Here is a 12174-nt window from a genome sequence, read left to right on the forward strand (position 1 = left end):
AGGATCCGATCTTGTGGAAAAACAGCGCACCGGAAACACGGCTTCCAGCTTTGCTATGAATTGGTCCACATAACGGCGGCATCCCGCGGAAAAGCTATGTTCGGATCGCCCGATACGATCCGCAACAAAAAACGTAAGGAGATGCACGCTATGTCTACCACTTCCAATCAGCCTTCCGTCCCCAGCGCCCGCGAGGCTCTGAACAAATTCAAGATGGAGGCCGCGTCCGAGGTGGGCGTGGACCTGAAGCAGGGCTATAACGGCGACCTGACCAGCCGTCAGGCCGGCTCCGTGGGCGGCCAGATGGTCAAGAAGATGATCGAGGCCTACGAGAACTCCATGAAGTAACGCATCCCCAGACACGATCTTCGCGTGAAACGAGAGCCGGACGACATCCCCCGATGTCGTCCGGCTCAAGCTGTCGAGAGACCCGACCGCATATTTTTTCGGCTGTCTGAGACAAGGCCGTTCCGGCCTTATGACAAGCTCATATGTTGAGCATGACTTCTCCCGTCTCATAATTTACCAGTGCGTAATGGTCCTCCCAAGTCTCGTCGGTGTACTGGAGGACCAAGTTGCCGTCTACCAGTTGGACCCCGCCGACATCCTCCACATCGGCAATGAGGTTCGCTGTCCACTGGATAGCACCATCCAGGCCGGACTTCACGATCCCATCCGATCTGCTTGCCGATACCATCAACACACCGTCCTCAAATTTGCGGATCGCCATCCGTGCGCCCACATAGGCCGGAGCAAAGGTATCCTCTCCCGTCTCAGTGTTGATAACATAGAGCTGATTATTCGCCACAAGATAGATGTTGTTCTTCGTGTAGTCGTAGACCGCACTGGTGGTTTCCTCAAACTCCCGCTCCCAAACTTTATGCAGGTCCTTATCGTAGTACCCCAGCTTCAACGCTTCCAGGCTGGTGTCATAGGTAAATACGAAGTAGTGTTCAAAGTCCGCAGAGAACTCCACGCAGCGCCGGATGGTATCGTTGAACACTGGATCCTTGGCGTCGATGATCTCGCCTCCGTCTTTTGCGAACAGAAATTTCGTAAAGTTTGCGTTGCTCTGATCTTCCAGTTCTACGGTATAATACGGAAGACTGTCACTGAGGTCATAGCCGAATTCCGCCGCACTCTCCTCCGCCTCCTCGAGGGAGTAATAATTCCCTCCTCCAGTGGTATTCAAAAGAAGCAGCGCCGTCTCCTCAGTGAAGTCGTCCAAGGCCGCCTTGCGGAATTCAATGTCATGGAAAATCGTTTTTGCTACCGTCTTGACAGTGGCAGCATCAAATCGCTCGCTGATGATGATCCCAGCATCCTCCGCCGCCTGATTCGCATGGTACACATTCACACAGGGGATGGTGTACGACGTCCCATCGATGTCCACCGTCTCTACTCCGGTATAGCGGCCATAGCCCATGAGCACGTCATTCTCCATATACCACCCCGCCGGATCCGTTTTGCCCCGCAGGACGATATACTGTCCGCCGTACATCTGCTTATAAGCTTCCTCATCATAGGCCATCCCATAAGGGACCACGTTTGCCCAAATCACAATCTCATAGTTATCTTCATCCATAGAAAGGACTTTGATGACTGCACCGTAAACAGAGACCTGCGCCCCCTGAAAGAGATCAGGATAGCGGCGCATAAATTCGTAATCGGTCAGCTGTAAATAGTCCTCGTCAAAATATTCAATGACCGCCTTCTGTTCGTCGGTCAGCTCTACCGTGCTGGAATCGACCTTGATGTTCTTCAATCCCATTGCGGTATCATTTTCCGGCGAGCTGTTATCTTTTTCCCGATCCCCCAGCGGCTTGCTGAACTCGTCGCTCTGCGTGCTGTCTGCGGTGCTGGAGTCGTTCCCGACGCCGGATGAACAGCCGGCACAGGATACCGCCATCGTCAGACATAACAGTGCAGTCCCCAGCCGTCTGATCCGCCAGTCTAAGTTCCGGTCTTCCATGATATATCGTCCTCCCAGTTTCAATCCGTCGGTCAAAGCGCTTTCGCTTTTTCGCAAATGGCATGATTTTGCCTCTTCCACCCGTGTCATATCTATAAGTATAATATATATCTCCATAAATGTAAATACCGGACGCCTTCTTTGCTAAAGTTATTAAAAATGGCTACGAGGTATTTTTATGGATATCGGGCACCGGATCATCGAACTGCGCGAGGTAAAGGGTTGGAGCACCAATCGGCTGGCCAATCTGTGCGGACTGTCACAGAGCTTCCTGCGCTCTGTAGAACTGAATGAAAAGGGGATCTCCGTGGAGAATCTGGCACTGCTATGCGAGACGCTTGGAATTTCGCTTCGGGATTTTTTCGATGTCCCCCAGGCCGACGCCCAACTGGATCAGGACCTGTGCCGCCAGATCTCCGCTCTGACCACGGCGCAGAAGCAGGCGCTGGAGGCCTTGCTTCGGAGTTTTCAGATATGAGACAGAGGACTCCGGGGAGAGCCTCTCCGTTTCCGCCTGTGCGTACTCGTCTGAGCCTGTGAGCTTGCATCTTGACTGAAAAACGAGAGCCGGACGGCATCCTCCGATGCCGTCCGGCTCTTCTCATGCCGTTCTATCGAACTCAGTCAGTTGTAGCACGCCACCTTCAGCAGCTCCTCCGGAGTGGTGATGCCCTGGGCCACCAGGGCCAGGCCCTGCTCCTTCAGGCTCCGCATCCCCTGCTCCCGCCGGGCGTAGGCCTCGATCTCCTCCACGTCGGCGCCCTTGCTGATCATCCGGCGGATCGTCCGGTCGATCGTCACGATCTCGTGGATCGCCAACCGGCCCCGGTAGCCGGTGCCGTTGCACTGGGGACAGCCCGTGCCCCGGTGGACCGTGTGGATGTCCGGGCCAAGAAGGACCTGCTCCTGGGGCGTGGGCTCCACCTCTTCCGCACAGTGGGGGCAGACCTTGCGGACCAGACGCTGGGCCACCAGGCCCACCAGCGAGTTGGCGATCAGATAGCTGTCCACGCCCATGTCCTGGAGGCGGACGATGCTGGAGATGGCGTCGTTGGTGTGCAGGGTGCTGAGCACCATGTGGCCGGTGATGGCCGCCCGGACGGAGATGCTGGCGGTCTCGCCGTCGCGGGTCTCGCCCACCATGATGATGTCCGGGTCCTGCCGCAGGAGGGCCCGCAGGCCCATCTCGAAGGTCAGGCCCGCCACCGGGTTCACCTGGGTCTGGTTGATGAGGGGCACGTTCTTCTCCACCGGGTCCTCGATGGTGGAGATGTTCACCTGCCGCCGGGACAGATGCTCCAGCACCATGTACAGGGTGGTGGACTTGCCGGAGCCGGTGGGGCCGGTGATGTAGATGATCCCATTGGGGGCGTTGAGCATGGGCACGAACTTCTGCCAGGTCTCCTCGTTCATGCCGAAGTGCTCGGCATAGTCCACATGGCCGGCGGTGGCCAGCACGCGGAGCACCGCCTTCTCGCCGAACACGGTGGGCAGGATGGAGACACGGATGTTCACCGCCGTGCCGTCGTTGGTGCGGATCCGGAAATGCCCGTCCTGAGGGAGCCGCCGCTCGGCGATGTCCAGGTCGGACATGATCTTGATGCGGGCGATCAGGGGCTGGTGGATGCTCCGCTGGAGGGTCACATAGTCCACGATCGCGCCGTCTAGGCGCATCCGCACCCGGGTCTGGGTCTCATAGGGCTCGATATGCACGTCGCTGGCGCCGGTGGTCACGGCCCGGTCCAGCAGGCTGTTCAGCAGCTTGATGACCGGGGCCTCGGGATCGCCGCCCGCGCTCTCCTCCAGCTCCAACAGCTCCATGTCGTTCTGGGCGAAGCCCTTGTTGGCGTCCCGCGCGGCCCGGCGGGCCCCCACCTCGGAGTAGTAGTAGTTGATCGCCCGGCGGAGGGGCCCCCGCTCGCTGAGCCGGGGGGACACGGAACAGCCGGTGAGCTGCCGCACCTCCTCCAGCGCGAAGTAGTTCAGAGGATCGTTGGTGACCACCACCAGATCCTGACCGGAACGGCTCACCGCCAGCAGATCCTGCTTCTCCGCCAGCTCCCGGGGGATCAGCGCCACGGCATCCAGATCCACGCTGAGCTGGCCCACGTTCACGATCTCCAGCCCCAGACGGGCGGCCAGCGCCTCCAGCACCTGGGACTCAGTGACGAAGCCCAGCTCGATCAGGATCTGGCCCACCCGCATCTCCCGGTGCTCCTTCTGATAGGCCAGGGCCTGGTCCATCTGGGCCTCGTCGATATAGCCCCGCTCCATCAGGATCTCACCGATCCGCAGGTTTTTGCTCACGATACCGTCTCCTCTCCGTCATCCACGCACATATAGAGTTCCATCGTACAGGTGATGCGTTCCGTGGTCAGGGGGACCGCGCTGTCCGCGATATAGGCGGCCTCGCTGACCTGGAAGGACGTGACACGCAGCTTCACCCCCGCCGCCGCCGTGCGGTCCAGGAAGCTCAGCCACTGCTCCATGCCGCCCCGGGCGCCCAGAGTAGCGGTGCCGATGTACACATACCGGGGATCCGCCGGGGCCTGAGCCTGAGTCCCGCCGTCCGTGGTCCCGTCCTCCGCGGCGGACGTGTCATCCTCCACGGAAGCGGACTGGACCGTCTGGTCCGCCGCGTCCGCCCCGCCGGGGACGTAGGCCGCCGCCGTGCCGGGGGCGGGCTCCGTCAGGTCCAGCGTCTCCGGGAAGAGCCCGCTGGCCAGCTCCAGCTCGGTGATGATGTCGTCTATCTGCCGGGTCTCCAGCTTCGTCCGGTAGAAGGGCTGGCTCACCTCGTCCCGCCGGGCCTCGTTCTGGGCGATCGTATCGTCGATCGTGTCCAGCAGGGCGATCTGCTCCTCCCACTCCTGCCGCTGGGCGGTCACGTCGGCCAGCTGGGACTCCAGCTCCTCCCGCCAGTCCAGAGCGGGCAGGATCAGGAAGCGGACGCTGACGGCCACCGCCGCCAGGATCAGCACCAGCCGCAGGAGCCGCTTGTCCCGCTCGGTCACTGTCAGCTTCATGACGCCGCCTCCTCTCCCCCGTCCTTGGCCGCCAGCGTACAGCTCAGGCTCAGGATATAGGTCCCATCGTCGTACTCATAGCCGGTGTAGCGCACCGTGTCGAAGAGCCCCGTGTCCTGGAGGCTCAGCACATAGCCGGGGATGTCGATGACCTGGGCGCTCCGGGCCTCGAAGGACAGCAGGCCGCTGGCCGCATCATAGCCGGTCAGCGCCATGTCCACCTGGGCCCCGCCGGCGGCCCGGATCTGGGCCACCAGCGCGCGGTCCACCCGGGGATAGGTGTCCAGCGCGCCGGTCAGGGCCTCTACCTCCTGGATGTCCTGGAGGACGCCCTCGTTATACGCCTGCTTCTGCCGGGACTCGTAGTACTGATCCATGACCTGCGGGTCGCTGAGCCAGTCCAGCGTCTCGCTGATCTGGCCGCTGAGGCCCCGGTCGCCCAGCAGGATGCCGCCCCAGACCGCCAGCCCGATCACCGCCAGGATCAGGCCTGGCGTGTACCAGGCGTGGATCAGGTCCGGCCCCGTCCGGCGATGGGTCGTTTTGCGGTAGACCCTCAGCAGGTCCAGCTCTTTTTGTTTGTTCGCCACTGTACACACCCCCTCTCAGCGGATCATGGCGCCGGCGCAGTCCAGCCAGTCGCCCAGCGCCTCCCCCGCCGGCAGGGCGCGGAAGGGCCCCTGCTCCGGCAGGGGGGCGACGCTCAGGCCCAGGCCCTCGATGCCCGGGCGGCAGACCTCCAGCAGGTCCTTGTCCCCGCCCGCCAGATAGACCGTGCCGATGGAATGGCCCGTCCGGCCGGTGGTCTGGAACTGCATGGTGCCCGACACGTTCCGGGCGATCTCGGTGCCGAAGTCCAGGGTCCCCGGCTCGCTGAAGATCCGGCTCCGGCTGGACCAGCGGTAGGCGCCGTCCTCGATCAGCACGGACAGCACGCTGGCCTCCTCGAAGCACAGCCACAGGCAGGTCTGCCCCGCCATCTCCGGCATGGACCGGATCAGCTTCAGATAGCCCGCCAGAGGCACTGTCACACTGGCCAGGGCGATGCCCTGCTCCCGGAACAGGTCCAGATAGCCCTCCAGCACCTCCCGGCGGCAGGAGGCGCACAGGAGGCGCAGATGTCCCTCGCTGTCCCGGCCCAGGGGGACGTAGTCCGCCACCACCGGATCCGGGTCCCGGCCCTGCATCTCATGGCCTACCAGCTCCACCAGCTGTTTCTCCGACATATCCGGGGCGCTGATGGTGCGCACGGCGGCCGCCGTATCCGGCAGGACCAGCGTCACGCCCTTCCGGGGCAGGCCGTGGGCCGTCCACAGTTCCGCCAGGACCGGGGCCCAGCCCTCGGGTCCGGCCTGCTTCACCGGGGCGCTGTAAGCCGCCCGGATGGACGGCCGGGGCCCGGCCTTGCCCACCGTCACTTGGATGCGCTCCTCCCGGAGCGCCACGACGATATTCTCCATGCTTACTCCTTCTCTCTCCCGGCGGTCACAGGCCCGAGGAGCCCTCGATCGCGCCGTAGGAACCGATGATCGGCGACATGACTGCCACCATGATGAAGCCCACCACCAGCGCCATCAGCACGATCAGCATGGGCTCCAGGATCGTGACCATGCGCTTGGTGGCCTGCTGGGCGTCGTACTCCATGGACTCGGCGATGTGGTCCAGCATGGAGTCCAGCTGGCCGGTCTCCTCGCCGATCTTGATGGTGCTGCTCAGCTTCCGGCGGAAGCCCACCACCGGCTCCAACGACGCGGACAGCGCCTCGCCCTGACGGACCCGGGCCAGCACCTCGTCGAACTGGATCATGATATAGGTGTTGTCGATCGTGTCCCGCCCGATCTGGAGGGCGTTCACGATCGGCATGCCGCTGGCATACAGACTGCTCAGCGTCCGGGCGAAGCGGGCGGTGCAGATCACCGAGTTCAGCGGCCCGAACACCGGCATGGTCAGCTTCATCCGATCGACGGTCAGCCGCACGTCCGGGATCCGCAGGACCATGCGCACCGCCACCACGCACACGATCAGCCCGATCACCGCCGTGTACCACTTGCTGACCATGAAGTCGGAGAAGGCCATCAGCAGCATGGTGCTCCCCGGCAGGCTGTCCATGTTGGAGAACAGGTCCCCGAACTGGGGCAGGACGAAGGTGACGATCACGATCACCACCGCCACAGCCAGTACGGCCAGCACCGCCGGATAGATCAGGGCGGAAATCACCTGCTGTTCCATCTGATACCGCTTCTCGAAGTGGAGGGCCAGCCGCTCCATGACCTTGTCCAGACTGCCGGTGCCCTCGCCGGCCCGGACCATGCCCAGCATCAGGGGCGGGAACACCTCCTGATCCTCCAGGGCCACGGACAGGTCCGCGCCCTTCCGCACCTCGGCCAGCACCGCCTCGTAGATCCGCCGCTGGGCCGCCGGGATGCTGTCCTCTTTGCAGACGATCTCCAGCGCCCGCGTCAGACTGACGCCGGCGGCCAGCAGGGTCGCCACCTGACGGCAGAACTCCGAGAGCATCTTGGGCTTGAGCATGTCCCGCTTGGCGGCGCCTCCGCGCTGAGAGGCGCTCTGGAGATACAGGCCCCGGCTCTTCAGGTCGGCGTACAGGGCGTTCTGGTCGGCGGCCTCCGCCACGCCCCGGACGGTGTTGCCCTCCATATCCTTCGCCACATACCGGTATGGGACGGGCGGAGCGCTCCGTCCATCCCCCCGGACATGGGGCCGTGTCTGCTGTGCCATATCATCACTCCTGTCGAAGAGTCGAACGTTGAGAATGGGACGCCGCGCGCCGGGCCCCGCCGCCCCCGATCGGCGGGCGGACACAGAGGCCTATAACAGCCCCGCGTACCACCCCACCACGTCCCCGCCCCAGAAGAGGGCGGCGGCGATGCCGACGCAGAGGAAGGGGCCGAAGGCGAAGTGGTCCTTCCGGCCCGCCTTATGGGCCGCCAAGAGCCAGATGCCATAGCCGCCCCCGGCCAGCAGGGCCAGGAACACGGCGAACAGGCTCCTCTGCCAGCCCAGCAGGAGGCCCGCCGCCGCCATGAGCTTGATGTCTCCCCCGCCGAAGCCGCCGGGGACGATCAGTGCTACGACCAGCATGGGCACGCTGACGGCGAACACGCCGATCAGCCGGCTCCCCCAGCCGATCTCCGGGAAGAGCCAGCCCGCCGCCAGCCCGCACAGGGCCAGCGCCAGGTCGAACCGGTCCCAGATCTCCATGGTGTCCCAGTCCATCAGGCTCACCACCGTCAGGAGGGACAGGGCCGTGAACACCAGCGCCGCCCGCGGCGTCTCCCCGCCGAAGCGGAGGGCACATCCAACGGAGCAGGCCCCGCCCAGGACCTCCACCCAGAAGTAGCGGGGCGACAGCTTCGCGCCGCACCCCCGGCACCGGCCCCGCTGGAGCAGGAAGCTCACACAGGGGATCAGCTCCCCGGCGGTCAGGGTCTTCCCGCAGACGGAACAGCAGCTCCGCCCCCTGATGGGCGACTCCCCCCGGGGCAGACGCCACGCCACCACGTTCCAGAAGCTGAACAGGCAGGCCCCCAGCAGGAAGCGCAGGATCCATATGAGGCTGTACGCCAGATAGAGCAAACGACGACCTCCTTGGCGATCGACTACGGCGGGGGGAGAGTCGGACCCCTCCGCCCCAATTTTCTATGTTCCCTTTTCCCCGCATGACAAGTCACAGAGCCCCGGGGACCGAGACGCTGTGACCTGCCATGCCGCCCGCAGGAGGACCGTCCCGCGCACCCGGCGCGGTCCCCTCACGGGACAGCATGGATCAGTTCGATCTGGCCGTCCACCACCCAGGAGGCGGGGTCGGCGGTGTAGGTGACGGTGAACGCCCCCTCCGTATAGATCAGCTTGGCCACGTCATAGCCATCCTCCCCCGTCTGGAGGAGCCAGAGATCGCCGGGGGCCTTGCTCAGATGGAGCACCTCCCGGTACACCTCCGCCGGGACCCCTCCCGCTTGGGAGGGGTCGGCGAAGGGGAGCCCCGCGCCGTAGCGCTCGATCGAGACCGTGTGCAGGGCCATCCGCACCGCCTTGGCGTTGCCCAGAGCGATCTGGGCGTCCGCCCGGACCATCAGGCCCAGCACGCCGGCCGCGATCACCACCGCCGTCAGCAGGACCGCACACGCCACCGTCAGCCAGTAGGACACCGCGCCATAGCGCACCGGCGCAGTGTGTTCCCGGGGCTTGGTGATGAGTTTCATGGGTTAGTCAGGGAAGTTCGTAGTGGTGATTTTGGTATAAGTGCCGTCCTTGTACTGGACCTTGATACCCTTGTTTTCATAATTGACCTTGGTGATGGTCTTATTGGCAGTGATAGCCTTGATATTGCCCTCAGTCACCTCAGCCAGCTTAGCAACATCCTCAAGGTCGATCTCGGTACCACCAGCACCGTCGGTCGCGAAAGTGATAGTGGGAGAGGCCGCATCAGAAGCTCCATAAGCCTCATCCGCCAGTGTCTGAGCGGCCATGACCACCTGACGGCACTCGGCGGTGACGCTCTTCTCCTTGGCCTTGTCGATATAGCCGGTCAGCGCAGGGATCAGCAGGGCCGCCAGGATCGCCAGGATCACCAGCACCACGATCAGTTCCACCAGAGTGAAGCCCTTCTTGTCGCTCTTCTTCAGAGCGCGCAGTTTGTTCAGCATCGTTTATGTCCTCCTAGATTTTACTGCTTCTCGTATTTCGCACCGTCATATTTAACGGTGATACCCTTGTTGGTATACTGGACCGCACTGATCTTATGGGTGGTGTTGTTCGCAGTGATGCTGTCAATGTTGCCCTCAGCCACCTCAGCCAAATCAGCGACCTTCTTGAAAGTGATGGTAGGAGAACCATCTTTCGCAAAGGTGATGTTCACAGTAGCAGTAGTAGCCTCGCCGTACTTCTCATCATACAGCGTCTGGGCGGCCATGACCACCTGACGGCACTCGGCGGTGACGCTCTTCTCCTTGGCCTTATCGATGTAGCCGGTCAGCGCGGGGATCAGCAGGGCCGCCAGGATCGCCAGGATCACCAGCACCACGATCAGCTCCACCAGAGTGAAGCCCTTCTTGTCGCTCTTTTTCAGAGCGCGCAGCTTGTTGCGCATATTCTTTGCCTCCAGTTCGTTTTTGTTTGGGATGTTTTTTTATAAAAACACAGCGGTGCGGCCGTGTTTCCAATGGGATGATATCGGGGCGCTCAGCAGTCCGCCGCCGTGACTTCGGTGCGGTACGCGCTGTCCAGATCCAGATAGCGCAGGTCGATGACCAGCTCGTCGGTGAGCAGCTCGGTGCCGTCCGGCCGGAGGACCGTGGCGGCGGCGGTGACGGTGTCCCCCGTCCCCGCCGTGAAGGCCAGCCGAACGGTGAAGCCCAGGTAGGCCCCCTTGGGATAGGGCGTGCCCACGGCCCGGGCGGTCAGATCTCCGCCGGTGGTATAGGCGTAGGTCCCGGTGCGGCTGTCGCCGGAATACCAGCGCTCCAGCAGATAGCCGGGGTCCACCGCCGCCTGGGTCGTGTCCGCCGTGCCGTCGGCCTTGAGGATCTGGGTCTCCCCACACCCTCCGGCGCTGAGGACCAGCACGAAGCCGTCCCCGTTCTGGAACTCCACGGCGGAGCCGGTGCCGCCCCGGTCCACGCCGGACCGTCCGGCCAGATCGTCGTCATCGGCGTAGATCTTCACATAGCCCTGGGCCGCCTCCAGATCGGACCGGACCAGCTCCAGCAGGTCGTCGGCCACGGTCTCGGCCTCGTTCAGGGCCTCCAGCCGCTGGACGCTCCGGGCGGCGGGGGGCAGGGCCGCCCCGATCAGGGCCATGGCCAGCCCCAGCAGGCCCGCGCTGACGATCAGCTCCGCCAAAGTCATGCCCCGGCGGTCCCGCAGGCGGGACCAGACGCGATGGATCATCCGTCCCCACCTCCCGGGCCGAAGAGGGCGAAGCGCGTCCCTCCGGCGGTCTTGGTCTGGGGCTGGAGCTCCACCCGGAACACCTCCCGGCCGCTGGTGTTGGCGCTGTCCAGCGTAGGGACGGCGTAGAACCCGGCGGTGACGGCGCTCCCGTCGTCCGAGGCGGCCGCCGCCCGGACCTCCCGCTGGAGCCGGGCGGCGTCGGCGCGGATCTGCTGGGCCTTCTGCTGGGCGTGCCCGGCGAAGAGCACCGCCCCGCCCAGCGTCCCGAAGAGCATCAGGAACACCACCGTGGAGACCAGGATCTCCACCATGGACTCGCCCCGCCGGGAGCGGAGCCGGTCAAGGATCCGTCTGACCGTTTTCATCGGTCCCGCCTCCCTCCTGCTGGTCCTGCCGGCCCTCCAGATAGGCGGGCTGGAACTCCTTGTAGTTGACGATGTTGGTGTTGTACGCGTATCCGATGGTGACGGACTCCGTCCCAGTCACGTTCCCCTCTCCGTCATGGTAGACGAGGGGGACCACCTGGCTTTGGAAGGTGGCGTCCCAGTAGAACGCGCCGCCGTTCCAGTAGACCGACATGCTCCGGTCGCTGCTCTGCCAGGTGTAGTCCACCTGGAATCCGTCCTTGCGGTAATACTCGCTGGAATAGGAGTACTCCTCCCCGTCCAGCTTGGACACCACGTCCACCTGGAACTGGCGGGTGATGAAGCGGGCGTTCTCCAGTGCCGTGGTCTGAGCCTCCCGGCTCTCGTAGGGGAAGGTCCCGGCCGGAGGGACCGTATCCTTCACGTCCTCCGAGTCCAGCTTGCGGAGCCGGAGGGTGAAGATCCCGCCCTCGTCCCCGGCGTCGTACCGGGCATAATAAGTGGTGCGCTCCGGGTCGGCGGGGTCGTAGGTCCGGTAGCTCTCGTTGTCCAGGATCTGGTCGGCGTACTTGTAGAAGGTGCCGTCCGGGGAGGGCAGGTCCCCCGCGGACACGCCGGACCCGCTCCGGTCGGTGTGGTAGCGGCGGAGCTCCTTGTCCAGGACCTGCGCCATGGACTGGGCCAGCTGATAGCACCGCTCCCGCCCGATCTTCCGATCCGCCCGTGCCATCAGCAGGGCCGAGGAGCAGATCAGGCTCAGGGTCAGCCCCAGCAGGAGGGCGGAGGCGCAGAGGGCCACGATCAGGGACACGCCCTTCCGCCGGTTGGCCCGCAGGGCCGTCCAGCCCCGTCGGATCCGTCTCATCTGCCTCCGCCTCCTTTCTCTGGGGTCCTGGGT

At 63.9% G+C, this 12174-nt stretch carries 15 protein-coding genes; 2 read left to right on the forward strand and 13 right to left on the reverse strand.

The window, feature by feature from the left end:
• Nucleotides 1–150 precede the first annotated feature (150 nt).
• Nucleotides 151–348: an alpha/beta-type small acid-soluble spore protein gene (locus KQI12_RS11370; RefSeq protein ID WP_216573464.1), complete on the forward strand. Its 198-nt coding sequence runs from the start codon at nt 151–153 to the stop codon at nt 346–348.
• 139 nt (nt 349–487) lie between these two features.
• On the opposite strand, the gene KQI12_RS11375 is transcribed toward KQI12_RS11370, so the two are convergent.
• Nucleotides 488–1972 carry a hypothetical protein gene (locus KQI12_RS11375; RefSeq protein WP_216573466.1) on the reverse strand — a complete coding sequence of 495 codons (1485 nt, stop codon included), beginning with the start codon at nt 1970–1972 and terminating at the stop codon, nt 488–490.
• A gap of 178 nt (nt 1973–2150) precedes the next feature.
• Between KQI12_RS11375 and KQI12_RS11380 the strand changes: the two genes are divergently transcribed.
• On the forward strand, nt 2151–2450 hold the full coding sequence (locus KQI12_RS11380; protein WP_216573468.1) for a helix-turn-helix domain-containing protein: 300 nt from the start codon (nt 2151–2153) through the stop codon (nt 2448–2450).
• A gap of 146 nt (nt 2451–2596) precedes the next feature.
• Here KQI12_RS11380 and KQI12_RS11385 read toward each other — a convergent pair whose 3' ends face one another.
• The 12 genes from KQI12_RS11385 to KQI12_RS11440 all read right to left on the reverse strand — a co-directional run bounded on the left by KQI12_RS11385 (nt 2597) and on the right by KQI12_RS11440 (nt 12141).
• On the reverse strand, nt 2597–4279 hold the full coding sequence (locus KQI12_RS11385) for a GspE/PulE family protein (protein ID WP_371818035.1): 1683 nt from the start codon (nt 4277–4279) through the stop codon (nt 2597–2599).
• The gene (locus KQI12_RS11390) at nt 4276–4998 is read right to left on the reverse strand and encodes a hypothetical protein (RefSeq protein WP_216573469.1); all 723 of its coding nucleotides are present in this window, start codon (nt 4996–4998) and stop codon (nt 4276–4278) included. Before KQI12_RS11390 ends, KQI12_RS11385 begins: the two co-directional genes overlap by 4 nt.
• A complete protein-coding gene (locus tag KQI12_RS11395; protein WP_216573471.1) occupies nt 4995–5588 on the reverse strand; it encodes a hypothetical protein in 594 nt (197 codons plus the stop codon). The genes KQI12_RS11390 and KQI12_RS11395 overlap by 4 nt, the downstream gene beginning before the upstream one ends.
• A gap of 15 nt (nt 5589–5603) precedes the next feature.
• A complete protein-coding gene (gene pilM / locus KQI12_RS11400; protein ID WP_216573473.1) occupies nt 5604–6458 on the reverse strand; it encodes a type IV pilus biogenesis protein PilM in 855 nt (284 codons plus the stop codon).
• 25 nt (nt 6459–6483) lie between these two features.
• A complete protein-coding gene (locus KQI12_RS11405) occupies nt 6484–7737 on the reverse strand; it encodes a type II secretion system F family protein (RefSeq protein WP_216573476.1) in 1254 nt (417 codons plus the stop codon).
• A gap of 90 nt (nt 7738–7827) precedes the next feature.
• Nucleotides 7828–8595 carry an A24 family peptidase gene (locus tag KQI12_RS11410; protein ID WP_216573478.1) on the reverse strand — a complete coding sequence of 256 codons (768 nt, stop codon included), beginning with the start codon at nt 8593–8595 and terminating at the stop codon, nt 7828–7830.
• Nucleotides 8596–8768: 173 nt separating this feature from the next.
• Nucleotides 8769–9221: a hypothetical protein gene (locus KQI12_RS11415; RefSeq protein WP_216573480.1), complete on the reverse strand. Its 453-nt coding sequence runs from the start codon at nt 9219–9221 to the stop codon at nt 8769–8771.
• 3 nt (nt 9222–9224) lie between these two features.
• Nucleotides 9225–9665, reverse strand: a complete 441-nt coding sequence (locus KQI12_RS11420) for a prepilin-type N-terminal cleavage/methylation domain-containing protein (RefSeq protein WP_216573482.1) — start codon at nt 9663–9665, stop codon at nt 9225–9227.
• Nucleotides 9666–9685: 20 nt separating this feature from the next.
• The gene (locus KQI12_RS11425) at nt 9686–10108 is read right to left on the reverse strand and encodes a prepilin-type N-terminal cleavage/methylation domain-containing protein (protein ID WP_216573484.1); all 423 of its coding nucleotides are present in this window, start codon (nt 10106–10108) and stop codon (nt 9686–9688) included.
• Nucleotides 10109–10200: 92 nt separating this feature from the next.
• Nucleotides 10201–10908, reverse strand: coding sequence for a type II secretion system protein (locus KQI12_RS11430; protein WP_216573485.1), 708 nt, complete (start codon nt 10906–10908; stop codon nt 10201–10203).
• Nucleotides 10905–11276, reverse strand: coding sequence for a hypothetical protein (locus tag KQI12_RS11435; RefSeq protein ID WP_216573487.1), 372 nt, complete (start codon nt 11274–11276; stop codon nt 10905–10907). Before KQI12_RS11435 ends, KQI12_RS11430 begins: the two co-directional genes overlap by 4 nt.
• A complete protein-coding gene (locus tag KQI12_RS11440) occupies nt 11251–12141 on the reverse strand; it encodes a hypothetical protein (protein ID WP_216573489.1) in 891 nt (296 codons plus the stop codon). The genes KQI12_RS11435 and KQI12_RS11440 overlap by 26 nt, the downstream gene beginning before the upstream one ends.
• Nucleotides 12142–12174 lie beyond the last annotated feature (33 nt).

Origin of the sequence: Pseudoflavonifractor sp. MSJ-37 (assembly GCF_018917965.1) — a bacterium.
GTDB lineage: Bacteria > Bacillota > Clostridia > Oscillospirales > Oscillospiraceae > Pseudoflavonifractor_A.

Coding starts and splice junctions, on each gene's coding strand:
- KQI12_RS11435 (WP_216573487.1), bottom strand. CDS start 11,276: ATGAAAACGGTCAGACGGATCCTTGACCGGCTCCGCTCCCGGCGGGGC.
- KQI12_RS11420 (WP_216573482.1), bottom strand. CDS start 9,665: ATGCTGAACAAACTGCGCGCTCTGAAGAAGAGCGACAAGAAGGGCTTC.
- KQI12_RS11370 (WP_216573464.1), top strand. CDS start 151: ATGTCTACCACTTCCAATCAGCCTTCCGTCCCCAGCGCCCGCGAGGCT.
- pilM (WP_216573473.1), bottom strand. CDS start 6,458: ATGGAGAATATCGTCGTGGCGCTCCGGGAGGAGCGCATCCAAGTGACG.
- KQI12_RS11405 (WP_216573476.1), bottom strand. CDS start 7,737: ATGGCACAGCAGACACGGCCCCATGTCCGGGGGGATGGACGGAGCGCT.
- KQI12_RS11440 (WP_216573489.1), bottom strand. CDS start 12,141: ATGAGACGGATCCGACGGGGCTGGACGGCCCTGCGGGCCAACCGGCGG.
- KQI12_RS11415 (WP_216573480.1), bottom strand. CDS start 9,221: ATGAAACTCATCACCAAGCCCCGGGAACACACTGCGCCGGTGCGCTAT.
- KQI12_RS11425 (WP_216573484.1), bottom strand. CDS start 10,108: ATGCGCAACAAGCTGCGCGCTCTGAAAAAGAGCGACAAGAAGGGCTTC.
- KQI12_RS11390 (WP_216573469.1), bottom strand. CDS start 4,998: ATGAAGCTGACAGTGACCGAGCGGGACAAGCGGCTCCTGCGGCTGGTG.
- KQI12_RS11375 (WP_216573466.1), bottom strand. CDS start 1,972: ATGGAAGACCGGAACTTAGACTGGCGGATCAGACGGCTGGGGACTGCA.
- KQI12_RS11380 (WP_216573468.1), top strand. CDS start 2,151: ATGGATATCGGGCACCGGATCATCGAACTGCGCGAGGTAAAGGGTTGG.
- KQI12_RS11430 (WP_216573485.1), bottom strand. CDS start 10,908: ATGATCCATCGCGTCTGGTCCCGCCTGCGGGACCGCCGGGGCATGACT.